Source organism: Micromonospora sp. NBC_01392 (assembly GCF_045040125.1).
Taxonomy (GTDB): Bacteria; Actinomycetota; Actinomycetes; order Mycobacteriales; family Micromonosporaceae; genus Micromonospora.
Window position 1 is genome coordinate 997,909 of the sequence record NZ_CP109549.1, and the last position, 23,968, is coordinate 1,021,876.

The following is a 23,968-nucleotide window of genomic DNA, read 5'->3' on the forward strand; positions in this document are numbered from 1 at the left end:
TGGGGCGTGTGAACGGCCGGTGGCGGTCCGGGAACGCGGCCCGGCGCGGGTGTGTGATGCTGGCCGCGATGACCGAGCAGACCGAGACCCGCAAGCAGCGCGCCGCTCGCCGCGCCGGCGAGTTCCCACCCGCCCCCGAGCCGCTGCCGGCGCCCGTACCGGACAGCCACACCCACCTCGACATCACCGTCGGCGAGTACGGCGCACCCCCCGGCGGGGACGGTGGCTCCTCGCCGGGCGGGGACGGTGGCTCCTTCCCGGGCGGCGCGGGCGACGGCGACCCGGTCGCCGCCGCGCTCGCGGTCGCCGCCGACGCCGGCGTGGACCGGCTCGTCCAGGTCGGCGTGGACATCGCGTCGTCCGAGTGGGGCGCCGACGTCGCCGACCGGTACGCCGCGGTGCTGGCCACCGTGGCGCTGCACCCCAACGAGGCGCCCCGCCTCGCCGACCTGGACGAGGCGCTGCGCCGCATCGAGGCGCTGGCCGGGCGGGACCGGGTCCGTGGGATCGGCGAGACCGGGATGGACTTCTTCCGCACCGGCGAGGCGGGCCGGGCCGCGCAGGAGGAGAGCTTCCGGGCGCACATCGCCATCGCCAAGCGCCACCGCAAGGCGCTCGTCATCCACGACCGCGAGGCGCACGCCGACGTGCTGCGCATCCTCGACGACGAGGGCGCCCCGGACACCGTGGTGATGCACTGCTTCTCCGGCGACGCCGACTTCGCCCGCGCGTGCGTGCGCCGGGGCCACCTGCTCAGCTTCGCCGGCACGGTCACGTTCGGCAGCGCCGCCGCGCTGCGCGAGGCCGCCGCCGTCACCCCGCCGGATCAGATGCTGGTGGAGACCGACGCGCCGTACCTGACCCCGATGCCGTACCGGGGCCGGCCGAACGCGTCGTACCTGATTCCGCTGACGGTCCGGTTCCTGGCCGACACCACCGGCACCGACCTGGACGAACTCTGCGCCGCGCTGTCGACCAACGGTGAGCGCGCCTTCGGCCCGTGGCGGTGAGAAGGGGCCCCTTCTTGACGCCAGGCGTTAAGAAGGGGCCCCTCCTTTCACGAATGGGTGGGCAATTACGCTACGGGGTGTGACTGGACTCCTCGGCCCGGCGGAGATCCGGGAACTCGCCGCGCGGCTCGGCGTCACGCCGACCAAGAAGCTCGGCCAGAACTTCGTGCACGACCCGAACACGGTGCGCCGGATCGTCACCACCGCCGGGCTGGCCCCGGACGACGTGGCGCTGGAGGTCGGCCCCGGGCTCGGCTCGCTCACCCTGGCGCTGCTGCCGGTCGCCGCGCACGTGCACGCCGTGGAACTCGACCCGGCGCTCGCCGCCGCGCTGCCCGGCACCGCCGACCGGTTCGCCGGCCCGGACGCCGCCCGGCTCACCGTGCACCCCGCCGACGCGCTGCGGATCACCGCCGCCGACCTGGGCGACCCGGCCCCCACCGCGCTGGTGGCGAACCTGCCCTACAACGTGGCGGTGCCGGTGGTGCTGCACCTGCTCGCCGAGCTGCCCACGCTGCGGCACGGCCTGGTGATGGTGCAGAAGGAGGTCGCCGACCGGCTCGTCGCCGGTCCCGGCTCCAAGGTGTACGGCATCCCCTCGGTCAAGCTCGCCTGGTACGCCCGCGCCCGCGCCGCCGGCAAGGTCCCGCCGAACGTGTTCTGGCCGGTGCCCAACGTCGACTCCGGACTGGTCGCGTTCACCCGCCGCGAGCCGCCCCGGCCCGAGGTACCCCGCAGGGCGGTCTTCGCGGTGGTCGACGCCGCGTTCGCCCAGCGCCGCAAGACGCTGCGCGCCGCGCTGGCCGGCTGGGCCGGCGGCGCGGACCGGGCCGCCGCCGCGCTCACCGCCGCCGGCGTGGACCCGGGCGCCCGCGGCGAGTCGCTCACCGTCGAGCAGTTCGCCGCCATCGCCGCGTCGGCCCCGGACGGCTCCGTCGGGGCCCAGTAGGCTGGCGCCGTTGCCCGACCCCGCCGAGGAGCTGACCGTGCAGAAGCCGTTCGACACCCGCCTGCGCCCACGGGAGCTGTCCCGGTGACCGAGGCCTGGCGACCGGAGGACGAGGACGGGCAGCGGCGCGGCTCCAGCGGCCCGGTCAAGGTGCGGGTGCCCGCCAAGGTCAACCTGCACCTCGGGGTGGGACCCCTGCGGCGGGACGGCTACCACGAGCTGAACACCGTCTACCACGCGATCTCCATCTACGACGAGCTGACCGCCCGACGCGGCGACACGCTCGCGCTCACCATGGAGGGCGAGGGCGCCGGCGAGCTGGCCCTGGACGACACCAACCTGGTGCTGCGCGCCGCGCACGCCCTCGCCGGCTACGCCGGGGTCGCCCCGCACGCCCGGCTGCACCTGCGCAAGCACATCCCGCTCGCCGGCGGGCTGGCCGGCGGCAGCGCCGACGCCGCCGCCGCGCTGGTCGCCTGCGACGCGCTCTGGGGCACCGGCCTGTCCCGCGACGAACTGGCCGGCATCGCCGCCGACCTCGGCTCCGACGTGCCGTTCCTGATCCACGGCGGCACCGCGCTCGGCACCGGCCGGGGCGAGGCGGTCAGCCCGGTGCTGGCGCGCCCCACCTCCTGGCACTGGGTGGTGGCCATCGCCGACGGCGGCCTCTCCACCCCGGCCGCCTACCGCGAACTGGACCGGCTGCGCGACACCGGGGCCGCCGGCGCGCCGCTGGGCAGCACCGACGCGCTGCTCGGCGCGCTGCGCCAACGGGACCCGCGGGTGCTCGCCGCCACGCTCGGCAACGACCTCCAGGACGCCGCGCTGGCCATGCGCCCGGCGCTGGCCGGGACGCTCAAGGCCGGCGAGGCCGCCGGTGCGCTCGCCGGCATCGTCTCCGGCTCCGGGCCCACCTGCGTGTTCCTCGCCGCCGACCCCGCCGACGCGGAGCGGATCGCCGACGAGCTGACCGCCGCCGGAGTGTGCCGGGAGGCACGGGTCGCGCACGGGCCCGTGCACGGCGCCCGCATCGTCTGACGCCCCGTACCCTTGACTCAGGCGTCCCGGACCCCGGGGCGCCTGAGTCGTGTGAAAGGTGAACCAGTGGCCAACATCGTCAACCTGGACCGGGTGTCCAAGGGGTACGGCGCCGCCGGGCCGCTGCTCACCGACGTCTCGCTCGGCCTCGACGACGCCGATCGGATCGGCGTGGTCGGTCTCAACGGCGCCGGCAAGTCGACGCTGCTGCGGATGCTCACCCGCACCGAGGAACCCGACGACGGCCGGGTCACCCACCGCCGCGACCTGCGGGTCGCCTGGCTGCCGCAGCGCCTCGACCTGGCCGGAGACCTCACCGTGCGGGACGTCGTGCTCGGCACCGCGTGGCTCGGCGAGAGCATGGGCGCCGAGCACGAGTGGGCCGGCGACGCCGGCGTCCGGGCCATCCTCGACGGCCTCGGCATGCCCCACCTCGGCCTCGACGCCGCGGTCGGCACCATGTCCGGCGGGGAGCGCCGCCGGGTCGCGCTCGCCGCGCTGCTGGTCCGCGACGCCGACCTGCTCGTCCTCGACGAGCCCACCAACCACCTCGACGTCGGTGGCGTCGACTGGCTGGCCCGGCACCTGGTCACCCGCAAGGGCGCGCTGGTCGTGGTCACCCACGACCGCTGGTTCCTCGACGCCGTCTGCACCACCACCTGGGAGGTCGCCGACCGGACCGTCCGGGCGTACGAGGGCGGCTTCGCCGCGTGGACGCTGGCCCGCGTCGAGCGGCAGCGGGTCGCCGCCGCCACCGAGGCCCGTCGGCAGAACCTGCTCCGCAAGGAGATCGCCTGGCTGCGGCGGGGCCCGCCGGCGCGGACCTCCAAGCCCAAGTTCCGCATCGACGCCGCGAACGCGCTCATCGCCGACGTGCCGGAACCGCGCGACACCATGTCGCTGCAACGGCTCGCCACCGCCCGGCTCGGCAAGCAGGTGTACGACCTGGAGCACGTCACCCTGCACGCCGGCCCGAAGGAGATCCTGCGCGACACCACCTGGCAGGTCGGCCCCGGTGACCGGATCGCGATCCTCGGCCGCAACGGCGCCGGCAAGACCACGCTGCTGCGGCTGCTCGCCGGCGTGACACGCGCCGACGGCGGGCGCTTCGCCGCCGGGCAGACCGTGCGGCCGGCGTTCCTCTCCCAGGAACTCGCCGAACTCCCCGGCCACCTGCGCGTGCTGGAAGCCGTCGAGGAGGTGGCCCGCCGGGTGCAGTTCGGCGACCGGGAGATCAGCGCGTCCCAGCTCGCCGAGATCTTCGGCTTCGACGACCGGCGGCTCTGGACGCCGGTCAGCGACCTGTCCGGCGGCGAGCGCCGCCGCCTCCAGATGCTGCGCCTGCTGGCCGGCGAGCCCAACGTGCTGCTGTTCGACGAGCCCACCAACGACCTGGACACCGACACGCTCGCCGCGCTGGAGGACCTGCTCGACTCGTGGCCCGGCACCATCGTGGTGGCCAGCCACGACCGCTACCTGATCGAGCGGGTCACCGACGTCGCGTACGGCATGTTCGGTGACGGGCGGCTCGTGCACCTGCCCGGCGGCATCGACGAGTACCTGGCCCGGGCCGCCGCGGCCGGTGGCCCGGCGCCCGCCGACCTCACCCCGGGCACGGCCGCGCCGGCCCGCGACGGCATGTCCGCCGCCGAGGTACGCACCGCGAAGAAGGAACTCAACCGGCTGGAACGACAGATCGCCAAGCTCGAACAGAAGGAGGCGGGCCTGCACGAGCAGCTCGCCGCCAACGCCACCGACTACGCCCGCGTCGCCGAGCTGGACGCCCAGCTCAAGGAGGTCCGGGCCGAGCGGGACCGCACCGAGGAGACCTGGTTGGCGCTGGCCGAGGAGCTGCCCGCCGGCTGAGGCGTGGGGGGTGTGCGGCGTCACTGACCGCCGTACGGGACAATCACCGAGGAACCCTCATCCGAACGGTCTTGGAGACGCTGAGATGGCCCACACCCCCGTCAACCACCCCGCGCGGCCGATCTACCGGGCGATCGGCGGGCTCGTTGGTCTGTACTTCGTCGTCTTCGGCGGCCTCGGCATCATTGCCAGCGCCGGCAACGACTTCTTCGCCCAGGACGACACCAGGGTGCTCGGCCAGGGCACCAACATGGGCTTCTCGCTGCTGTCGATCCTGATCGGCGTGGTGATCCTGGTCGGCACCGCGATCGGCCGCAACCTCGACGTGGCGGTCAACCAGTGGCTGGCGTACACGCTCATGGTCATCGGCCTGGCCGCGCTGGCGTTCCTCCAGACGGACGCCAACGTCCTCAACTTCTCGATCGTGACCGTCGTCGTGGTCCTGACGCTGTCGCTGGTCCTGCTGGTGGCCGGCATGTACGGCAAGGTCGGCACCGACGACGAGCACGAGGCCTGGCAGAAGGCCCGCCTGGTGCTCTGATCCCGATCCACCCCGAAGGCCCGGCGTCCGCGCCGGGCCTTCGGCGTTTCCCGGTACGGAACCGGACGCCCCGGGGGACAATTGCCCCGAATCAGTCTCCACGGCTGGAGGGCACCATGGCGCACTTCCCGGTGAACCACCCCGCGCGACCGCTCTACCGGGTGCTGTCCGGGCTGATCGGCCTCTACATCCTGGCCTTCGGCGTCTGGGGCGTGTTCGAGACCTGGGGCGACGGGCTGTTCAGCCGGCAGGACACCTACGCCCTCGGGCTGCGTACCAACCTGGCCTTCTCGCTGGTCTCGGTGGTCTTCGGCGCGGTCCTGATCATCGGCGCGTCCCGCCGGAACAACCTCGGGCACTACATGAACCTCACCGCCGGCGCGGTCTTCCTGGTCACCGGCATCCTGATGATGGCCGTGCTCCAGACCTCGGCGAACTTCCTGAACTTCTCGATGTCCACCGTCATCGTGTCGCTGCTGTTCGGGCTGATCCTGCTCGCCACCGGGCTCTACGACAAGGTCGGGCCGCCCGAGCACGCCGAGGAGGAGCGCCGCCGCCGCTACCACCCGCTCGCCGAGGGCAATCGCTAACCCTGGATCGGCCCCGGTTTCGACTCCAGGTGCGACAGGCCGTTCCAGGCCAGGTTCACCAGGTGCGCCGCCACCGTCTCCTTGCGCGGCCTGCGCACCTCCAGCCACCAGCGCCCGGTCAACGCCACCATGCCCACCAGCGCCTGCGAGTAGAGCTCCGCCAGCTTCGGGTCGTACCCCCGGCTGGAGAACTCCGCGCCGAGGATGTGCTCCACCTGGTGCGCGACGTCGTTCATCACGCTGCTGAAGTTGCCGGTCGCCGACATCAGCGGTGACTCCCGGACCAGCACCCGGAAGCCGCTGGTCTCCTCCTCGATGTAGGTCAGCAGCGTCAACGCGGCCTGCTCCAGCAGTTCGCGCGGATGGCCCGCGGTCAGCGCCGTGGTGATCCGGTCCAGCAGCGAGCGGACCTCCCGGTCCACCACCACCGCGTAGAGCCCCTCCTTGCCGCCGAAGTGCTCGTAGACCACCGGCTTGGAGACCTTGGCCCGCGACGCCACCTCCTCGATCGAGGTGGCGTCGAACCCGCGCTCGGCGAAGATCTGCCGGGCGATCGAGATCAACTGCTCGCGCCGCTGCGCCGCGGACATCCGCACCCGGGGCTTGGCCGCCGGGACGGCCCGCCGGCGAGCACTGTCGCTGCCGGGAACGTCGGTCACCCACCCCATCCTGCCAGGCGCGGTCCGCGCCGGCCGACCGGCGACCATTGTCGTACACCTGTTCTAATCTTCGCTCGTGGTGGCCGATGACGAACCCCCCGACGCGCCGACCTATCGCGGCCGGAAGCCGGAGTTGTACGCCGAAGCGCTCGCGTTGCGGCGATCCGGCTCCCCGGTGGGGGAGATCGCGGAGCGGCTCCGGGTGTCCAAGTCGACGGCCTACCTCTGGACGCGGCATCTGCCGCTCGATCCCGAGGTGGTGAGCCGGCGGCGCCGGGCCGCCCAACGCACCCGTTCCGATGCCCAGTGGTCGGCACATCGCGCGGCTCGCGACGCGGCCCGCGCGGAGGGGGTCGCGGCGGCTGCCGGATGGGTGCGGCAGCTGGGTCGACGCGAACTCCTGCTGGTCGGCGCGGCGATCTACTGGTGCGAGGGCGGAAAGGCCAAACCGTGGCGTCCACACGACTGCCGGATCACGTTCGTCAACAGTGATCCCCTGCTGGTCGGGCTTTTCCTGCGCTTCCTGGACGCCGTCGAGGTGCCGCCCGACGACCGGCGGTTCCGCGTCAGCATCCACGAGACGGCGGACGCCGCCGCCGCGGTCCGGTGGTGGGCGGCGCGGGTCGGGGTGCCGGCGGAGCGTTTCCAGCGCACCACGATCAAGAGGCACCGCCCGACGACCTCCCGAAAGAACGTCGGCGGCGGTTACCGCGGTTGCCTGACCGTGTACGTGGTGGGCGGCAGTCGGCTCTACTGGCGGATCGAGGGGATCATGAAAGGAATGAGCAATGAAGATCCACCTCTCGACCGGTAAGGTGTAGGCAGCCGTCGGGCAGCGTCCTTTCTGCCCGTTTTCGACCATCCCGGGTCGTCTAATGGCAGGACGTCAGGTTTTGGTCCTGATTATAGGGGTTCGAATCCTCTCCCGGGAGCTTCTGCTCTTTGCCCTTCGTCGCGTGGTTAGCATGACCGCGAGACTGTCGCCGTCCCGACGGGAGCCACGTCGTGTCCCAGCCCCACCTCCGCACCGTTGTCGTGCTCGCCGCCGGTGAGGGCAAGCGGATGAAGTCGTCCCTGCCCAAGGTGCTGCACCCCTTGCTCGGCCGTACCCTGCTCGGTCACGTCCTGGCCGCGGCCGGGCCGCTCGGCGCGGACCGCACCGTGGTGGTGGTCGGCCACGGCGCCGACCAGGTGCGGGAGCACCTGACCGAGGTGGCCCCGGCCGCCTCGCCGGTGCTCCAGGAGCGCCAGCTCGGCACCGGGCACGCGGTCCGCATCGCGCTGGACGCGGTGCCGGACGCGGCCGGCACCGTCGTGGTGATCAACGGCGACGTGCCGCTGCTTCGGCCGGAGACCGTCGCCGCCCTGGTCGCGGCGCACGAGGAGGCCGTCGCCGCGGCAACCGTGCTGGCCGCCGAGGTGCCGGACCCGACCGGCCTGGGCCGGATCGTGCGGGACACGGACGGGCGGTTGGCGCAGATCGTCGAGGAGCGCGACGCCACGCCGCAGCAGCGCGCGCTGCGGGAGATCAACGCGGGCATCTACGCGTTCGACGCGGTCCGGCTCCGGGAGGCGCTGGGCAAGCTCTCCACCGACAACGACCAGGGCGAGGAGTACCTCACCGACGTCTTCGCGCTGCTCCGGGACGCGGGCGAGCCGGTGGCGGTGCACCGGGCGGCCGACCACGTGGAGACGCTGGGCTGCAACGACCGGGTGGAGCTGGCCGGGCTGCGCCGGCTGCTGCGCGACCGGGTCAACGAGGGCTGGATGCGTACCGGCGTGAGCCTCCTCGACCCGCACACCACCTGGATCGACGTGACGGTGACGCTGGAACGGGACGCGGTGGTCGACCAGAACACCCAGTTGCGGGGCGCCACCACGGTCGGCGCGGGCGCGTCGGTCGGCCCGGACACCACGCTCGTCGACACCACGGTGGGCGAGGGCGCGAGCGTGGTGCGCAGCCACGCGGTGGGCGCCGAGGTGGGCCCGCAGGCCAGCGTCGGCCCGTACGCGTACCTGCGGCCGGAGTCGCGGCTGGCCCGCAAGGCGAAGGTCGGCACGTTCGTGGAGACCAAGAAGGCGACGATCGGTGAGGGCTCGAAGGTGCCCCACCTGTCGTACGTGGGGGATGCGACGATCGGCGACCACAGCAACATCGGCGCCGCCACGGTGTTCGTCAACTACGACGGGGTGCACAAGCACCACACCACGATCGGCAGTCACGCGCGTACCGGGGCGGACAACATGTTCGTGGCCCCGGTGCGGGTGGGCGACGGCGCGTACACCGCCGCCGGTTCGGTGATCACCGGTGACGTGCCGCCGGGCGCGATGGCGGTGGCGCGCGGTCAGCAGCGCAACGTGGAGGGCTGGGTGCTGCGCAAGCGGGCCGGCACGGCGGCGGCGGACGCGGCCCGGCAGGCCCGCGACGGCGAGGCCGGGCCGGGCGCGGCCGCAAGCGAAGGTGACTGAATCCACGGGGACCGCCGGGCGGTGGGTGGACCGGTGAACCCGGGGGATACTGCAACCGAACAGTCCCCGGCCGCGCCGGGCACCACCGACATACGGGAGCAGACGGGCCCATGGGCAGCATCGTCGCCGAGAACCGCAAGAGCCTGATGCTCTTCTCCGGGAGGGGTTTTCCGGAGCTGGCCAAGGAGATCGGTGAGGTGCTCGGCGTCGCGCCGACGCCCGCCGACGCCTACGAGTTCGCCAACGGTGAGATCTTCGTACGGTTCAAGGACTCGGTCCGTGGTTCGGACGCCTTCGTGGTGCAGTCCGTGACGCACGGAGTGAACACGTGGGTCATGGAGACCCTGATCATGGTGGACGCGCTGAAGCGTGGTTCGGCCAAGCGGATCACCGTGGTGTTGCCGTTCTACCCCTACTCGCGGCAGGACAAGAAGCACCGGGGTCGGGAGCCGATCTCGGCGCGGCTGGTGGCCGACCTGCTGAAGACCGCCGGCGCGAACCGGATCCTGACCGTGGATCTGCACACCGCGCAGATCCAGGGCTTCTTCGACGGCCCGGTGGACCACCTGTTCGCGATGGACGTGCTCGCCGAGTACGTGGAGCACAAGTACGCCGGCCGGCCGATGACGGTGGTGGCGCCGGATTCGGGCCGGGTGCGGGTGGCGGAGCGCTGGACGGACCGGCTGGGTGGTTGCCCGCTGGCGTTCATCCACAAGACCCGGGACCCGTTGAAGCCGAACCAGGTGGTGGCGAACCGCGTGGTGGGTGAGGTCGAGGGCCGGGTGTGCCTGATCGTGGACGACATGATCGACACCGGTGGCACGATCTCCAAGGCGGCGGACATCCTGAAGGAGTCCGGGGCGGCGGAGATCGTGGTCGCGTCGACGCACGCGCTGCTGTCGGACCCGGCGACGGAGCGGCTGAAGAACAGCCCGATCAGCGAGGTCGTGGTGACGAACACGCTGCCGTTGCCGCCGGAGAAGCAGCTCGACAAGCTGACCGTGCTGTCGATCGCCCCGCTGCTGGCGCGGGCGATCCGGGAGGTCTTCGACGACGGTTCGGTGACCACCCTGTTCGGTGGCCTGAGCTGACCGTGGGGTCCGGTCGCCGGTGTGGTCCGGCGGCCGGGCCGTCGCGCTGCAGACCGGCCGGCGTGGTGATAGTGGGGGACTGCCGGCAGGCGCGGAATTCGCTCGGGTAGACTGGTGCGGTTGCCACGGCGAGGGTGCCCGGCGGGCTGTTGACCAGCACCGCACGGAGGCGCCGTCATCGACGCGGTGCTCCGGGCGGTCGTTCATGACCTTGAGCCCCAGCGAGCCCCTCGCCCAGCACCGCCAGACGACAAGCCGCCGCAGCGAAGTATCAGGAGTTTCCCCGTGTCCGAGGTAAAGATCAGCGCCGAGCCCCGTACCGAGTTCGGCAAGGGTGGTGCCCGTCGTACCCGCCGGGCCGGCAAGGTGCCCGCCGTGCTGTACGGCCACGGCGAGAAGCCCAAGCACATCGCGCTCCCGGCGCGGGAGTTCGCCGCCGCGATCCGTAAGGGCGGTGCGAACCAGCTCTTCGCGATCGAGGTCAGTGACGGCACCCAGGTGCTGGCGCTGCCGAAGGCGATCCAGCGCGACCCGATCAAGGACTCCTTCGAGCACGTGGACCTGCTGCTGGTCCGCCGTGGCGAGAAGGTCACCGTCGAGGTCCCGGTCCAGCTGACCGGTGAGGCCGCGAAGGACACCCTGATCGTGCACGACCACGACACGCTCTCGGTGACCGCCGACGCCACCAAGGTGCCGGACCACCTGGAGGCGTCGATCGAGGGCGCCGAGCCGGGCACCACGATCACCGCCGCCGACGTCGAGCTGCCGTCCGGCGTCGAGCTGGCCACCGACGAGGAGACCGCTGTCGCCTCGGTGACCGCCGCCCCGACCGCCGAGCAGCTCGAGGCCACCCTCCCCGAGGTCGAGGAGGCCACCGAGGAGGCCGAGGCCGAGACCGGCGAGGAGACCGCCGAGGCGCCGGAGGGCGCTCCGGCCGGCGAGGGCGCCGAGGCGAAGACCGAGGCCTGATCGGTCCGCAGGCTGTGCGACAGGCGTCCCCGGGGTTCGGGGGCGCCTGTCGGCGTATCGGGGCGGGTCGTCGGGGAAGCGAGCGGGAAGGGGCGTCGGGGTGACGGACGAGGCGGGGCCGTGGCTGGTGGTCGGCCTGGGCAACCCCGGTCGGGAGTACGCGGCCAACCGGCACAACGTCGGGTTCATGGTGGCCGACCTGCTGGCGGCGCGGGTGGGCGCGAAGTTCGGGCGGCACAAGCGGGCGATGGCCGAGGCCGCCGAGGGGCGGTTGGGGTTCGGCGGCCCGAAGCTGGTGCTGCTGAAGCCGCTGACCTACATGAACCTCTCCGGTGGGCCGGTGGCCGGGCTGGCGCAGTTCCACAAGATCCCCCCGGCGCGGGTGATCGCGGTGCACGACGAGCTGGACATCGGCTACGGGCAGGTGCGGGTGAAGTGCGGCGGCGGCGAGGGTGGCCACAACGGGCTGCGGTCGATGTCGAAGTCGCTGGGCACGAAGGACTACGTCCGGGTGCGGTTCGGCATCGGGCGGCCACCGGGCCGGCAGGACCCGGCGGACTACGTACTCTCGGATTTTTCCGGCGCGGAGCGCAAGGAGTTGGAGTTCCTGGTCGACCGCGCCGCGGACGTGGTGGAGTCGGTGGTCACCAAGGGTGTGGAGCCGACGCAGAACCTGTACCACGGGGCTTGACCGGCTCCCGGTGTGCCGGCCGGTAGTCTGCGCCTCGCGACGTGAGCGGGGCCGGCGACGGGAGCGGTGACCATGGGCAGTCCTCCGATGATCGACGGCGCGTTCGCCCGCTGGCTGGCGTCGCGGGCGGGGCAGGCGTTGACGGACCTGCGCACGGAGTTGGGTTTCGCGGACGCCGGGGCGCTGACGTCGGCCGGGGACAAGGTCGCGCACGACCTGATCCGGACCGAGCTGGCCCGGTGGCGCCCGGCGGACGCGGTGTTGTCGGAGGAGGACGAGGGCTCGCGGCTGGCCTGGACGGCCGAGGTGAGCCGGGAGGCGATGTCCCGGCTGACCGCCGACCGGGTGTGGATCATCGATCCGCTGGACGGCACCCGGGAGTACGCGGAGGAGGGGCGCGCGGACTGGGCGGTGCACGTGGCGCTCTGGTCGCGGCACGCGCCCACGCCGCACGGTCTGGTGGCGGGCGCGGTGGGCCTGCCGGCGCAGCACCGGGTGCTGGGCACGGACCACCCGCCGGCGTACCCGCCGATGACGTTGGAGGCGGCCACGGCCGGCGACGCGCGGGCCGTCCGATTGGCAGTCAGCCGTAGCCGTCCGCCGGTTTTCCTGACCGATCTGGCAGCGGACGTCGGCGCTCATCTGGTTCCGATGGGCTCGGCGGGTGCGAAGATCGCCGCGGTGGTGACCGGCGAGGTCGACGCGTACATCCATGCCGGCGGCCAGTACGAGTGGGACTCGGCCGCTCCGGTCGCTGTGGCGACGGCCACCGGACTGCACGCTTCCCGGATCGACGGTTCTGCGCTGAAATACAACGAGGCCGACCCGCGCCTACCCGATCTGCTGGTCTGCCGCAAGGATCTCGCGAGTCGGTTGCTTGCGGCGTTGCAGCGTCATTCCGGGTAACCTGAGCGTTCTTCTTCACGACTCCGACCGGAAAGGTCTGGAATCCGATGTACGGATCCGAGCGAATCGAGTTCGTGTCATGACGTCCCCCGCCGCGTACCAGGTGTCGCACCTCGACGCGCTCGAGGCGGAGAGCATCTTCGTGATGCGCGAGGTCGTCGCCGAGATGGAGCGGCCGGTCCTGCTCTTCTCCGGTGGCAAGGACTCGATCGTGATGCTCCGATTGGCGCAGAAGGCGTTCGCGCCGGCCAACATCCCGTTCCCGGTGATGCACGTGGACACCGGGCACAACTTCCCCGAGGTGCTCGAATACCGTGACCAGCGGGTCGCCGAGCTGGGCCTGCACCTCATCGTGGCCAGCGTGCCGGAGGCGCTGACCAAGGGCATGGTCCGCGAGTCGGCGGACGGCATGCGCAACCGCATCCAGACCCCGGTGCTGCTCGACGCGGTGGAGAAGCACCGCTTCGACGCTCTGTTCGGCGGCGCCCGGCGGGACGAGGAGAAGGCCCGGGCCAAGGAGCGGGTGTTCAGCTTCCGCGACGAGTTCGGCCAGTGGGACCCGAAGAACCAGCGCCCCGAACTGTGGTCGCTGTACAACGGGCGGCACCACCCCGGCGAGTCGATCCGGGTGTTCCCGCTCTCCAACTGGACCGAGCTGGACGTCTGGCACTACATCGCCCGGGAGCGGATCCCGCTGCCGGCGATCTACTTCGCGCACGAGCGCGAGGTGATCGAGCGCGACGGCATGTTCTACGCGGTCAACGAGTTCTTCCGGGCCCGCGCCGGTGAGCAGCCGTTCAAGGCCCAGGTGCGGTACCGGACCGTGGGTGACGCCTCCTGCACCGCGGCGGTCCGCTCGGACGCCGACACGGTGGAGAAGGTGATCGAGGAAGTGGCCGCCACCCGGATCACCGAGCGCGGCGCGACCCGCGGCGACGACCGGGTCAGCGAGGCCGCCATGGAGGACCGCAAGCGAGAGGGCTACTTCTGATGAGTGTCGACACCTGGGCGCCGGCCGACGGTGAGACCGCCGCACGGCCGATGGACCTGCTGCGGTTCGCCACCGCCGGCAGCGTCGACGACGGCAAGTCGACCCTGATCGGTCGGCTGCTGTACGACACCAAGTCGCTCTTCAGCGACCAGCTCGCCGCGGTCGAGGCGGTCAGCGCGGCGCGGGGCGACGAATACACCAACCTGGCGCTGCTCACCGACGGCCTGCGCGCCGAGCGGGAGCAGGGCATCACCATCGACGTGGCGTACCGCTACTTCGCCACGCCGCGGCGGAAGTTCATCATCGCCGACACGCCGGGGCACACCCAGTACACCCGGAACATGGTCACCGGCGCGTCCACGGCCGACCTGGCGCTGATCCTGGTGGACGCGCGCAAGGGTCTGGTGGAGCAGTCCCGCCGGCACGCGTTCCTCTGCTCGCTGCTGCGGGTGCCGCACCTGGTCCTGTGCGTCAACAAGATGGACCTGGTCGACTGGTCGCAGGAGGTCTTCGAGCGGATCGCCGACGAGTTCACCGCGTTCGCGGCGAAGCTCGACGCGCCGGACCTGACCGTGGTGCCGATCTCCGCGCTGCGCGGCGACAACATCGTCACCCGCTCGGAGAACATGCAGTGGTACGAAGGTCCGTCGCTGCTGCACCACCTGGAGCGGGTGCACATCGCGTCGGACCGCAACCTGGTCGACGTCCGGTTCCCGGTGCAGTACGTGATCCGGCCGCAGTCCACCACCGTCACCGACTACCGGGGTTACGCCGGCCAGGTGGCCTCCGGCGTGCTCAAGCCGGGCGACGAGGTGATGGTGCTGCCGTCCGGCTTCACCAGCCGGATCGCCGCGGTGGAGACGGCCGACGGTCCGGTGGAGGAGGCGTTCCCGCCGATGTCGGTGACGGTCCGGTTGACCGACGAGATCGACATCTCCCGGGGTGACCTGATCTGCCGGCCGAACAACGCCCCGATGGTCGCGCAGGACATCGAGGCGATGGTCTGCTGGATGGACGAGAGCCGGCCGTTGCAGGTCGGCGGCCGGTACGCGATCAAGCACACCACCCGTTCGGCGCGGACGATCGTGCGGGAGCTGCACTACCGGCTGGACGTCAACTCGTTGCACCGGGACGAGACGGCGGCCGAGTTGAAGCTGAACGAGATCGGCCGGGTCCGGCTGCGCACCACGGTGCCGCTGCTCGCCGACGAGTACCGCCGCAACCGCACCACCGGCGGCTTCGTCATCATCGACGAGGCCACGAACCGCACGGTAGGCGCCGGCATGATCGTCGAAGCCGCCTGACGCCTTCCCTTCCTCCCCTTCTCGTCGCGCAGATTCACGGAAAGAGTGGCCATCCGAGCGCGGATGGCCACTCTTTCCGTGAATCAGGGGCGCGGGCGGGCGTCGGGGGCGTCGGGGGGCGCGCGGGGGGCGTTAGGGGAGGCGGGTGACGCCTGGTGCGGGGAGGGCGGTCAGAGTGCGGGGGGCGGCGTAGCCGCGCTCGGCGTACGCGGCCGTGACGGCGGCGGCCACCTCCTCGGCGGCGTCCGCGTCGACCAGGGCGAGCACGCAGCCGCCGAACCCGCCGCCGGTCATCCGCGCGCCGTACGCGCCGGCCGCGAGCGCCGCCTCGACCGCGGTGTCGATCTCCGGGACGGTGATCTCGAAGTCGTCGCGCATCGAGGCGTGCGAGGCGGTCAGCAGCGGACCGGTCTCCCGGACCCGGCCGGCGCGCAGCAACGCGACGGTGTCGAGCACCCGCTGGTTCTCGGTCACCACGTGCCGGACCCGTCGCCGCGTCTCGTCGTCGTCGAGGCGGGCCAGCGCCGCGTCGAGACCGTCGGTGGGCACGTCGCGCAGCGCGGTCACGCCGAGCGTCGCGGCGGCCCGTTCGCAGCTCGTGCGCCGGGCCGCGTACTCGCCGTCGGCGTGCCGGTGCGGCGCGCGCGAGTCGATCACCAGCACGGCCAGCCCGGCCGCGTCCAGGTCGAACGGGATCTGCTCGACCTCCTCGGTGCGGCAGTCGAGGAAGAGCGCGTGACCGGCCCGGCCCCGGATCACCGCGGACTGGTCCATGATCCCGGTGGGCGCGCCGACGTACTCGTTCTCGGCCCGTTGGGCGAGCCGGGGCCAGCGGTCGGCGGGCAGGTCGAGCCCTCCGAGGTCGACCAGCGCGGCCAGCACCGCCGCCTCGATGGCGGCCGACGAGGAGAGGCCGGAGCCGACCGGCACGTCGGAGGCGATGGCGAGCCGCGCGCCGGGGACGTCGAGGCCGGCGGCCCGCAGCGCCCACACCACGCCGGCCACGTAGGCGGCCCAGCCGTCGACCCGGCCGGGCTCGTCGGCCTCCGCGGCACCGAACTCGACCGGCGCCTCGTCCAGCTCCGACCAGACCGTCCAGCGCGCGTCCGGGCCGGGCGCCGCGGCGACCACGGTACGCAGCGGCAGCGCGAAGGGCAGCACGAAGCCGTCGTTGTAGTCGGTGTGCTCGCCGATCAGGTTGACCCGCCCGGGAGCCGCCCAGTGGCCGGCCGGCTCGGCGGCGTACCGCTGCCGGAAGCCTTCGGTGGCGCGGTCCGCGACGTCGCCGCTCATGAGGTGGGCCCGGTGCGGTGGTCGCGGTAGAACGCCCAGGCGTCGCCGACCATGTCGTGCAGGGTCGGCTTCTCCGGCACCCAGCCCAGCTCGTCGCGGGCCAGCGCGGACGACGCGACCAGCTCGGCGGGGTCTCCCTCGCGGCGGGGCGCCACCTCGACCGGCACCGGGTGGCCGGTGACCTCGCGGACCACGTCGACGACCTGGCGGTTGGTGAAGCCGTTGCCGTTGCCCAGGTTGTAGATCCGGTGCCGGCCTCCGGTGGCGGCGTCGAGCGCGAGCAGGTGGGCGCGGGCGAGGTCCTCGACGTGGATGTAGTCGCGGACGCAGGTGCCGTCGACGGTGGGGTAGTCGTCGCCGAAGAGTTGGAGCTTCTCGCGCCGGCCGGCGGCCACGTCGAGCGCGATCGGGATGAGGTGCGTCTCCGGGTCGTGCCGTTCGCCGATCGCCGTCCCGTCGCGCAGGTACGCCCCGGCGACGTTGAAGTAGCGCAGCGAGACGGCGCCCAGCTCGTGCGCGACCGCCTCGGAGGTGAGCACCATGTCGACGGCCAGCTTGGTCGCCCCGTACGTGTTGGTGGGCGCCTTGACGGCGGTCTCCGGGATGGGCAGCTCGGTGGGGTTGCCGTAGACGGCGGCGGTCGAGGAGAAGACCATCCGGGGCACCCGGGCGGCGCGGACGGCGTCGATCAGGGCGATCGAGCCGACGGTGTTGGTGTCCCAGTAGAGCTCGGGGCGGATCATCGACTCGCCGGCGGCGATCAGGGCGGCGAAGTGCAGCACGCCGTCGAACCCGGCGTCGGGGGTGAGCACCCGGGCGGCCTCGTGCACCGGCAGGTCGACGTGGGTGGCGTCGGGGGCGAGCGCCTCGCGGTGACCGGTGCGCAGGTCGTCCAGCACGGTCACCTGGTGGCCGTGGTCGAGCAGCATCCGGGTCACCACGCTGCCGATGTAGCCGGCGCCGCCGGTGACGAGCAGTTTCACGTCGATCCTCCTGCCTGGCCGCGTCCGTGTCGGCCGTTTGTGATCACCCTACGGCCGGCGGCCACGGCGCGGCGGTCGAGTGAGTGTCACTCCATTCCACCACGATCCATCAGGATTGAACAGATCCGCACATTCGGCCGGCTGGCACCGGTCGCTGTCTACCATGCTTGTCATGCGGGAAGCGGGTGGTCCCGGGCCCCGGCGGCGACCGTCGGGGCGGCCCCGACGCGAATCCGGCCCGCTGGCCCGGGCCGTGGCCCGGCTCGTGGTGCGGGCCGCCGACGGCGCCACCCGGGTGGTGACCCACCTGCTCGGGGCGAGCCCCACCGCCGGGCGGGAACGGATCAGCGAGGCCGACCTGCGCGACCTCGTCGCCGCCAACACGCTGCTCGACCCGGACGAACGCCGGATCATCGACGAGGTGCTGGTGGCCGGCGCGCGGCTGGTCCGCGAGGTGATGGTGCCCCGCACCGAGGTGGTCTTCCTCGCCGCCGGCCTGCCGGTGGCCGAGGCGCAGCGGCTGGTGCGGGCCGACCCGCACACCCGCTACCCGGTGGTGGACGGCACGCACGACGACGTCGTCGGCCTGGTGCACCTGCGGGACGTGCTGCTGCGCCCGGAGCCGGCCGGCCGGGTCGCGGTCGGCGCGCTGACCCGCGAGGTGAAGCGGCTGCCGGGCAGCAAACGGGTGCTGGCGGCGCTCACCGAGATGCGTCGGGAAGGGCACCACCTGGCCGTCGTGGTCGACGAGTACGGCGGCACCGCCGGCATCGTCACCTGCGAGGACCTGGTGGAGGAGTTGGTCGGGGAGATCCGCGACGGAAGCCACGGCCCATCCGATCCGGGGCCCGCCGGCCTGCCCGCCGTGGTCGACGGCCGGCTCAACCTGGCCGACTTCGCCGAACGCACCGGGGTGCCGCTGCCCGCCGGCCCGTACGAGACGGTCGGCGGGTACGTGATGGCCGCGCTGGGCCGCCTGCCGGTGGTCGGCGACGAGGTGCCGGTGCGGGACGACCCGGCCGACGGGCCGGATACCGCCGATCCGGAGGGCTGGCTGCTGCGGGTGCTGGCGCTCGACGGCCGGCGGGTGTCCCGCCTGGCGGTCTCCGTACGCCGGCTGCCCGAGCCCCGGCGCGAGGTCAGCGGCCCGCGCCCATCCGTACCCGCCCGACCCGCCGGCCCGTCATGACGGACCCGGGGGCTTGCTGACAGAATTGCCGCCATGTCCGACGTACCCGCCCGCCCGCGCGTCTTCTCCGGCATCCAGCCGACGGCCGACTCGTTCCATCTCGGGAACTACCTGGGCGCGCTGCGGCACTGGGTGGCGCTCCAGGACAGCCACGACGCGTTCTACTGCGTCGTCGACCTGCACGCGATCACCGCGGGGCACGACCCCAAGGTGCTCAGGCAGCGCACCCGGGTGGCCGCCGCGCAGCTCCTCGCGCTCGGCATCGACCCGGAACGCAGCACCCTGTTCGTCCAGTCGCAGCTGCCCGAGCACCCGCAGCTGGCCTGGGTGCTCGGCTGCATCACCGGGTTCGGCGAGGCCGGCCGGATGACCCAGTTCAAGGACAAGGCGCAGAAGCAGGGCAGCGACCGGGCCAGTGTCGGCCTGTTCACCTACCCGATCCTCCAGGCCGCCGACATCCTGCTCTACCAGGCGCACGCGGTTCCGGTCGGCGAGGACCAGCGGCAGCACCTGGAGCTCTCCCGTGACCTGGCGCAGCGGTTCAACTCGCTGTTCGGCCCCACCTTCCGGGTGCCGGTGCCGCACATCGTGAAGGACACCGCCAAGATCGTCGATCTCCAGGATCCCACCGCCAAGATGTCGAAGTCGTTCTCCGCCCCGGCCGGCATCATCGACCTGCTGGAGGACCCGGCCCGCTCGGCCAAGAAGATCCGCTCGGCGGTCACCGACACCGGCCGCGAGATCGTCTTCGACGCGGAGGGGAAGCCGGGCATCTCCAACCTGCTCACCATCTACTCCGCGCTCTCCGGTCGCGGCATCGACGACCTGGTCGCCGCGTACGACGGCCGGGGCTACGGCGACCTCAAGAAGGACCTCGCCGAGGTGGTGCGGGAGTTCGTCACCCCGATCCAGGAGCGCACCAACGGCTACCTGGACGACCCGGCCCAGCTCGACAAGCTGCTCGCGCGGGGCGCGGAGAAGGCCCGGGCGGTGGCGGTCGACACGCTGCGCACCGCGTACGAACGGGTCGGGTTCCTTCCCCCGGTGCGGTCCGCGTAGCGGCGCGGGCGGGGAACGGTGACGGTGAGCGGAGGGATGGCGCGCAACGTGGCGGGCAGTGACGCAGCGCCGGGCGGCGGGGACACGATCCAGATCGGGATCGCGGTCGACGTGCCCGAGCCGTGGGGCGGGCTGCTCACCCGCCGCCGGGTCTCCGCAGGCGACCCGCAGGCCGTCCCGGCGCACGTCACCCTGCTCGGGCCCACCGAGATCCCGGTACGCGCGCTGCCCGCGGTCGAGGCGCACCTGAGCCGGGTGGCCGCCACGCACCTGCCGTTCACGCTGCACCTGCGCGGCACCGGCACGTTCCGCCCGGTCACCCAGGTGGTCTTCGTGACGGTGGCGGCCGGGATCAGCGAGTGCGAGCTGCTCGCCGCCGCCATCAACTCGGCCCCGGAGCTGCACCGCGAGGCCCGCTTCCCGTACCACCCGCACGTCACCGTGGCCCAGGACGTGCCGCCCGAGGTGCTCGACAAGGCGTACGAGGACCTGGCCGACTTCTCCGCGCTGTTCGAGGTGGAGGCGTTCACGCTCTTCTCGCACAGCGGGGCGACCCGGTGGCAGCCCCGTCGCGACTTCCGGCTCGGCGGCCCGCGCTGAACATCCGGCCGGCCGGGCCGCCTCCGCCGAGGGCGACGATCGGCGAGGATGGCGGGGTGAACGTCTTCGGCCGGATCGAGGTGGCGGTCGGGCGTCGGATCGACGCGGCCCGCGGTCGCTCGTCCGCCTTCGACCACGTCTGGCTGGCCGGGACGCTCTACGCCGACCTGCTCGCCGGGCGGCTCGCCGCCGCCATCGCCTACTACGGCTTCTTCGCCGTGTTCGCGCTCGCCCTGGTCGCGTATTGGATCTTCGGCGCGGTGCTGCGGGACAACGAGGACGTCAGCCGCGCGGCGGCCGAGTTCCTCCGGGAGAACCTGCCCTTTGTCGACCCGGCGCAGATCGCCGAGAGCAGCAACACCGTCGGCGTGGTCGGCCTGATCATCCTGGTCTTCACCGGGATCGGCTGGGTGGAGGCGATCCGCTCGTCGCAGCGGCTGATGTACGGCTTGAACCAGCAGCCCGGCAACCTGGTGGTGCGCCACCTGGTCGACCTGGGCGTGCTGGTCGCGGTCTTCGTGCTGCTGTTCGTCTCGGTCGCCGCCGTCGACGCGCTGGAGTCGCTGCTGCGCTTCCTGCTGCGCAGCACCGGCTCGGTCGGCCTGACCACGGTCAGCGCGGTGCTGAGCGTGCTGGTCAACGCCGTGCTCGCCGCCGCGCTGCTGTTGGCCGTGCCCCGGCTGCGGATGAGCCGCCGCCGGTTGCGCCCGGCGGTGCTGACCGTCGCGATCGGGATCACGCTGCTCAACACCGTGGGGCGCTACTACGTGGTGCGCACCGAGCGGAATCCGGCGTACACGGTGGTGGCGACCGCCGTCGGCCTGCTGCTCTACCTCTACCTGCTCAACCAGATGGTGCTCTTCGGCGCCGCGCTCGCCGCCACCAGCCGGTACGGCCGGGTGGTCGACCTGGCCGAGGGCGGTGCGCGGGAGGTGGACGTGGAGGCCGACGTGCTGGACGAGGAGACCGATCCGGGCACCCCGGGTGGCGGGGGATGAGCCCGCGGATCCGGGTGGACGCGGAGTCGGCGACACCCCCGTACGAGCAGGTGCGCGCCCAGCTCGCGAGCGCCGTCGGCGACGGACGGCTGCCGGTGGGCACCCGGCTCCCCGCGGTCCGGCAGCTCGCCGCCGACCTGGGGCTGGCGGTGAACACGGTGGCGCGGGCCTACCGCGAGCTGGAGGCCGCCGGGCTGGTGCAGACCCGGGGCCGGCACGGCACGGTGGTGGCGCCCGGGCGCGACGACGCCACCGACCGGCTGCACCGGGCCGCGGCCGACTACGCCGCCGAGGCGCGTCGCCTGGGGGTGCCGCCGGAGCGGGCGGTCGCCCTGGTCCGGGCGGCGCTGGACGCCGGTACGCGCGGCTGAGCGCCGTCGCCTGAGCGGTGGGACTCGGGGGATTGCGGTCCCCGGGCGGGCGCGGAACGACAATGATGGGCCGGTGGGCGCACTCGTGACACTGGACCTGCCGGACGACTCGCCGATGCTCGGCCTGCCCTGGATCATCACGTTCGGCCCGCTGGCCGCCGACGACGAGTGGGAGCCCGTGGTCTGCGGCCCGTACGAGCGGCCGCACGCGCTGGCGCTGGCCGAGGCGGTGGTGGCCGAGGAGCAGTTGATGGCGGTCGTGGAGCCGTTGCTGCCGGCGCTGACGCCGGAGGAGATCCGCGGTGAGATCGCCGCCGCGCAGATCGCCGCCGAGGACGAGGCGGCCGAGGCCGACCAGGCAGATCTCTACGGCGACTTCGAGGACGTCATCGACGACGAGCTGGAGTTGGCCGCCGAACGCCAGCCGGAGCCGGAACCGGCGCAGCCGCCGGACGCCGACGAGGTCCGCGCCGGCTTCGCCCGGATCGCCGCGCTGCTCACCGCCAAGGGCGGCTGACCACCGGCGCGGCGCCCCGAACGGACGCCGGCCCCCGGGAGCGGACTCCCGGGGGCCGATGTCACCTCACCCCCCACCACAAGGGGTCGGCAGCCCAGCCGCCCGTCGGCGCGGAGCACAACGGACGACCAGGTCATTGGCGGGTTACCCGGCTCAGCGCCGTTCGAACCACGCAGCCGCGTCCACCGGCAGGACGTGCCCGTCGCCCCGCTCGGTGAGATCGGCGCTGGCGACGAGCGGCCGGCCGAAGCCGGCGACCGTCACGTCCGCGCCGCTGAGGTTGACCACGCAGGTCAGCTCCGTGTCCCCGGCGGCGCGACGGAACGCCAGCACGCCGGGTTCGGTCTCCAGCCAGGTGATGCCGCCGAGGCCGGCCAGCGCCGGGTGCGTGCCCCGGACCCGCAGCGCCGCCCGGTACAGCTCCAGCGTCGAGCCGGGCACCCCGGTCTGGGCGGCCACCGAGAGGGCCCGCCAGGTCGCCGGCGCCGGCAGCCAGCTCAGTTCGCTGCCGTCCGGCCCGAAGCCGTACGGGGCCAGCTCGCCGCTCCACGGGATCGGCACCCGGCAGCCGTCCCGGCTCTCGCCGGTGCGCAGGAACGACGGGTCCTGGCGCAGCTCGTCGGGGAGGTCCAGCACCTCCGGCAGGCCGAGTTCCTCGCCCTGGTAGACGTAGGCGCAGCCGGGCAGCGCGAACATCAGCAGCGCGGCGGCCCGGGCGCGGCGCAGGCCGACCTCGCCGTCGCCGTACCGGGTGACGTGGCGCTGCTTGTCGTGGTTGGAGAGCACCCAGGTGGTCGGCGCGCCGACGATTGTCGACTCGGCCAGCGCGGTGTCGATCACCTTGCGGAACGAGTCGGCCGACCAGGTGGCTTCCAGGAAGTCGAAGCTGAACGCCTGGTGCAGCTCGTCCGGGCCGATGTAGCGGGCCAGCCGCTGCGGTGTCTCGGCCCACGCCTCGGCGACCGCCATCCGGCCGCCCGGGTAGCTGTCCAGGATCGGCCGCCAGGCGCGGTAGATGTCGTGCACCTCGTCCTGGTCGAAGTAGGGCAGCCGGCCCTTGCCGAGCAGATCCGACTGACGCTGCCCGGTGGTCATCGTGCTGAAGCCGACGTCCGGCAGGCCCTCGGCCTTGATCATTCCGTGCGCCACGTCGATCCGGAAGCCGTCGACGCCGCGGTCCAGCCAGAAGCGCAGGACGTCCTCGAACTCGGCGCGCACCTCGGGGTGGCGCCAGTTCAGGTCGGGCTGGGCCGGGTCGAACAGGTGCAGGTACCACTGGCCGTCGACCACCCGGGTCCAGGCCGGGCCGCCGAAGATGCTCTCCCAGTCGTTCGGGGGCAGCTCGCCCTGCTCGCCCTTGCCGTCGGCGAACAGGTAGCGCTCGCGCTCCGGGGAACCCGGGCCGGCGGCGAGCGCCGCGGCGAACCAGGGGTGCGCGCTGGAGGTGTGGTTCGGCACCAGGTCGACGATGATCCGCAGGCCCAGCGCGTGCGCGTCGGTGATCATCTCGTCGAAGTCGGTGAGGTTGCCGAAGAGCGGGTCGACGTCGCGGTAGTCGGCCACGTCGTAGCCGGCGTCGACCTGCGGGGAGGTGTAGAACGGCGTCAGCCAGAGCGCGTCCACGCCCAGCTCGCGCAGGTAGGGCAGGCGCCCCCGGATGCCCTGGAGGTCACCGACGCCGTCGGAGTTCGCGTCCGCGAAGCTGCGGACGTAGACCTGGTAGACGACCGCGGACCGCCACCAGTCGTCGTCGGTGGCCGGTGGCGTGGGGGTGGGGGCGGAGGTCATCGGTGTCGATCCCGTTCTGTGGCGGCGCGGCGTGTCTGAGCAGAATGCCGCGTCGGCGCTGCAAGAGTCAAGCATTCCTTGCGCAAGAAATGACGC

Annotated in this window: 23 protein-coding genes, 1 tRNA gene and 1 pseudogene; 21 read left to right on the top strand and 4 right to left on the bottom strand. The window is 72.8% G+C overall.

The features are described 5' to 3' along the window. Positions 1-56: 56 nt before the first annotated feature. The 6 genes from OG767_RS04820 (at position 57) to OG767_RS04845 (ending at position 5,994) form a co-directional block, all read left to right on the top strand. A complete protein-coding gene (locus tag OG767_RS04820; protein WP_405092331.1) occupies positions 57-1,010 on the top strand; it encodes a TatD family hydrolase in 954 nt (317 codons plus the stop codon). Positions 1,011-1,089: 79 nt separating this feature from the next. Then, on the top strand, positions 1,090-1,959 hold the full coding sequence (rsmA, locus tag OG767_RS04825) for a 16S rRNA (adenine(1518)-N(6)/adenine(1519)-N(6))-dimethyltransferase RsmA (RefSeq protein ID WP_405092332.1): 870 nt from the start codon (positions 1,090-1,092) through the stop codon (positions 1,957-1,959). An 84-nt stretch (positions 1,960-2,043) separates the two neighbouring features. Further along, positions 2,044-2,997 carry a 4-(cytidine 5'-diphospho)-2-C-methyl-D-erythritol kinase gene (locus OG767_RS04830; RefSeq protein ID WP_405092333.1) on the top strand — a complete coding sequence of 318 codons (954 nt, stop codon included), beginning with the start codon at positions 2,044-2,046 and terminating at the stop codon, positions 2,995-2,997. A 66-nt stretch (positions 2,998-3,063) separates the two neighbouring features. Further along, positions 3,064-4,863 carry an ABC-F family ATP-binding cassette domain-containing protein gene (locus OG767_RS04835; RefSeq protein ID WP_405092334.1) on the top strand — a complete coding sequence of 600 codons (1,800 nt, stop codon included), beginning with the start codon at positions 3,064-3,066 and terminating at the stop codon, positions 4,861-4,863. An 85-nt stretch (positions 4,864-4,948) separates the two neighbouring features. Continuing rightward, complete coding sequence (locus tag OG767_RS04840) at positions 4,949-5,404, top strand: DUF4383 domain-containing protein (RefSeq protein ID WP_405092335.1); 456 nt, start codon at positions 4,949-4,951, stop codon at positions 5,402-5,404. Positions 5,405-5,520: 116 nt separating this feature from the next. Then, positions 5,521-5,994, top strand: a complete 474-nt coding sequence (locus OG767_RS04845; protein WP_405092336.1) for a DUF4383 domain-containing protein — start codon at positions 5,521-5,523, stop codon at positions 5,992-5,994. Here the strand turns inward: OG767_RS04845 and OG767_RS04850 are convergent. Beyond that, positions 5,991-6,653 carry a TetR/AcrR family transcriptional regulator gene (locus tag OG767_RS04850; RefSeq protein WP_107157143.1) on the bottom strand — a complete coding sequence of 221 codons (663 nt, stop codon included), beginning with the start codon at positions 6,651-6,653 and terminating at the stop codon, positions 5,991-5,993. The genes OG767_RS04845 and OG767_RS04850 overlap by 4 nt on opposite strands. 76 nt (positions 6,654-6,729) lie before the next feature. Here OG767_RS04850 and OG767_RS04855 point away from each other — a divergent pair, with 76 nt between their 5' ends. The 9 genes and pseudogenes from OG767_RS04855 to cysN all read left to right on the top strand — a co-directional run bounded on the left by OG767_RS04855 (position 6,730) and on the right by cysN (position 15,074). Further along, positions 6,730-7,467 (top strand): resolvase, encoded by a 738-nt coding sequence (locus OG767_RS04855; protein ID WP_405092337.1) that lies wholly within the window; start codon positions 6,730-6,732, stop codon positions 7,465-7,467. Between the two features lie 47 nt (positions 7,468-7,514). After that, positions 7,515-7,585, top strand: a tRNA-Gln gene (locus tag OG767_RS04860). Between the two features lie 73 nt (positions 7,586-7,658). Then, positions 7,659-9,182, top strand: a pseudogene (gene glmU, locus OG767_RS04865) (bifunctional UDP-N-acetylglucosamine diphosphorylase/glucosamine-1-phosphate N-acetyltransferase GlmU); the annotation flags it as partial. 50 nt (positions 9,183-9,232) lie between these two features. Then, positions 9,233-10,213: a ribose-phosphate diphosphokinase gene (locus OG767_RS04870; protein WP_107157145.1), complete on the top strand. Its 981-nt coding sequence runs from the start codon at positions 9,233-9,235 to the stop codon at positions 10,211-10,213. Positions 10,214-10,498: 285 nt separating this feature from the next. Continuing rightward, a complete protein-coding gene (locus tag OG767_RS04875; protein ID WP_405092338.1) occupies positions 10,499-11,182 on the top strand; it encodes a 50S ribosomal protein L25/general stress protein Ctc in 684 nt (227 codons plus the stop codon). A gap of 100 nt (positions 11,183-11,282) precedes the next feature. Beyond that, positions 11,283-11,873 carry an aminoacyl-tRNA hydrolase gene (gene pth, locus OG767_RS04880; RefSeq protein ID WP_107157147.1) on the top strand — a complete coding sequence of 197 codons (591 nt, stop codon included), beginning with the start codon at positions 11,283-11,285 and terminating at the stop codon, positions 11,871-11,873. A 72-nt stretch (positions 11,874-11,945) separates the two neighbouring features. Further along, positions 11,946-12,779, top strand: a complete 834-nt coding sequence (locus tag OG767_RS04885) for an inositol monophosphatase family protein (RefSeq protein WP_405092339.1) — start codon at positions 11,946-11,948, stop codon at positions 12,777-12,779. 79 nt (positions 12,780-12,858) lie between these two features. After that, the gene (cysD, locus tag OG767_RS04890; RefSeq protein WP_357292462.1) at positions 12,859-13,770 is read left to right on the top strand and encodes a sulfate adenylyltransferase subunit CysD; all 912 of its coding nucleotides are present in this window, start codon (positions 12,859-12,861) and stop codon (positions 13,768-13,770) included. Beyond that, positions 13,770-15,074: a sulfate adenylyltransferase subunit CysN gene (gene cysN, locus OG767_RS04895; protein ID WP_107157149.1), complete on the top strand. Its 1,305-nt coding sequence runs from the start codon at positions 13,770-13,772 to the stop codon at positions 15,072-15,074. The genes cysD and cysN overlap by 1 nt, the downstream gene beginning before the upstream one ends. A gap of 132 nt (positions 15,075-15,206) precedes the next feature. On the opposite strand, the gene galK is transcribed toward cysN, so the two are convergent. Then, positions 15,207-16,367 carry a galactokinase gene (gene galK / locus OG767_RS04900; protein ID WP_405092340.1) on the bottom strand — a complete coding sequence of 387 codons (1,161 nt, stop codon included), beginning with the start codon at positions 16,365-16,367 and terminating at the stop codon, positions 15,207-15,209. Beyond that, complete coding sequence (gene galE / locus OG767_RS04905; RefSeq protein WP_405092341.1) at positions 16,364-17,350, bottom strand: UDP-glucose 4-epimerase GalE; 987 nt, start codon at positions 17,348-17,350, stop codon at positions 16,364-16,366. The genes galK and galE overlap by 4 nt, the downstream gene beginning before the upstream one ends. Before the next feature lie 172 nt (positions 17,351-17,522). Here galE and OG767_RS04910 point away from each other — a divergent pair, with 172 nt between their 5' ends. The 6 genes from OG767_RS04910 to OG767_RS04935 all read left to right on the top strand — a co-directional run bounded on the left by OG767_RS04910 (position 17,523) and on the right by OG767_RS04935 (position 22,084). Next, positions 17,523-18,539 (top strand): hemolysin family protein, encoded by a 1,017-nt coding sequence (locus OG767_RS04910; protein WP_405092342.1) that lies wholly within the window; start codon positions 17,523-17,525, stop codon positions 18,537-18,539. Positions 18,540-18,572: 33 nt separating this feature from the next. Continuing rightward, complete coding sequence (gene trpS / locus OG767_RS04915; RefSeq protein WP_405092343.1) at positions 18,573-19,598, top strand: tryptophan--tRNA ligase; 1,026 nt, start codon at positions 18,573-18,575, stop codon at positions 19,596-19,598. 36 nt (positions 19,599-19,634) lie between these two features. After that, positions 19,635-20,198 carry a 2'-5' RNA ligase family protein gene (locus OG767_RS04920; RefSeq protein WP_396773151.1) on the top strand — a complete coding sequence of 188 codons (564 nt, stop codon included), beginning with the start codon at positions 19,635-19,637 and terminating at the stop codon, positions 20,196-20,198. Positions 20,199-20,254: 56 nt separating this feature from the next. Then, entirely contained in the window at positions 20,255-21,196 is a 942-nt protein-coding gene (locus tag OG767_RS04925) for a YihY/virulence factor BrkB family protein (RefSeq protein WP_405092344.1), read from the top strand. Next, positions 21,193-21,567: a GntR family transcriptional regulator gene (locus OG767_RS04930; RefSeq protein WP_396772909.1), complete on the top strand. Its 375-nt coding sequence runs from the start codon at positions 21,193-21,195 to the stop codon at positions 21,565-21,567. Before OG767_RS04925 ends, OG767_RS04930 begins: the two co-directional genes overlap by 4 nt. A 73-nt stretch (positions 21,568-21,640) precedes the next feature. Beyond that, a complete protein-coding gene (locus tag OG767_RS04935) occupies positions 21,641-22,084 on the top strand; it encodes a hypothetical protein (RefSeq protein WP_405092345.1) in 444 nt (147 codons plus the stop codon). A gap of 153 nt (positions 22,085-22,237) precedes the next feature. Here the strand turns inward: OG767_RS04935 and OG767_RS04940 are convergent, their stop codons facing one another. Continuing rightward, positions 22,238-23,872 (bottom strand): glycoside hydrolase family 13 protein, encoded by a 1,635-nt coding sequence (locus tag OG767_RS04940; protein WP_281942982.1) that lies wholly within the window; start codon positions 23,870-23,872, stop codon positions 22,238-22,240. Between the last annotated feature and the right edge of the window lie 96 nt (positions 23,873-23,968).